At 74.9% G+C, this 434-nt stretch carries 1 protein-coding gene; it reads right to left on the reverse strand.

The window, feature by feature from the left end; all coding sequences use genetic code 11:
- A partial coding sequence (locus C1J00_RS44210; RefSeq protein ID WP_219728428.1) for a hypothetical protein occupies positions 1 to 434 on the reverse strand: 434 nt, incomplete at both ends.

Raw genomic sequence — 434 nt, forward strand, 5'->3', positions numbered from 1 at the left:
GTGTACGAACGCCTCGGCGGCGGCGAGCAGCCGGCCGAAGTCCCCCTCGAACCAGGCCCGCATCGCCTCGCCGGAGTAGCTGGTGGTCAGCGTCTGCCCGCTCGCGGTGCGGGCCGGGGCCGCCGAGAGCAGCGCGTCGGAGCGCAACCAGTCGCCCTCCTCACGCACCGCGTAGGCGAGGTTCTGGGTGGCCCGGGGCAGCGCGAGCAGCTGCCCGGCCCGGCTGAACTCGACGATGGCGTACAGCTCGTCCAGGCCGGACCGGTCGCCCGCCTGGTAGCGGGCGGTGGCCGCGGTGATCCGGGCGTTGGTGCGGGTCTCGGTCAGCCCGAGCCGCTCGCCGATCTCCGCCGCCGTGTCGGCCGCCTCCACCGCCGGATCCCGCTCGTAGTTGAGCATGTGCAGCCGGCCCAGCTCGGCGAAGGCGTCCGCCT

The organism is Streptomyces cahuitamycinicus (assembly GCF_002891435.1).
Taxonomy (GTDB): Bacteria; Actinomycetota; Actinomycetes; order Streptomycetales; family Streptomycetaceae; genus Streptomyces; species Streptomyces cahuitamycinicus.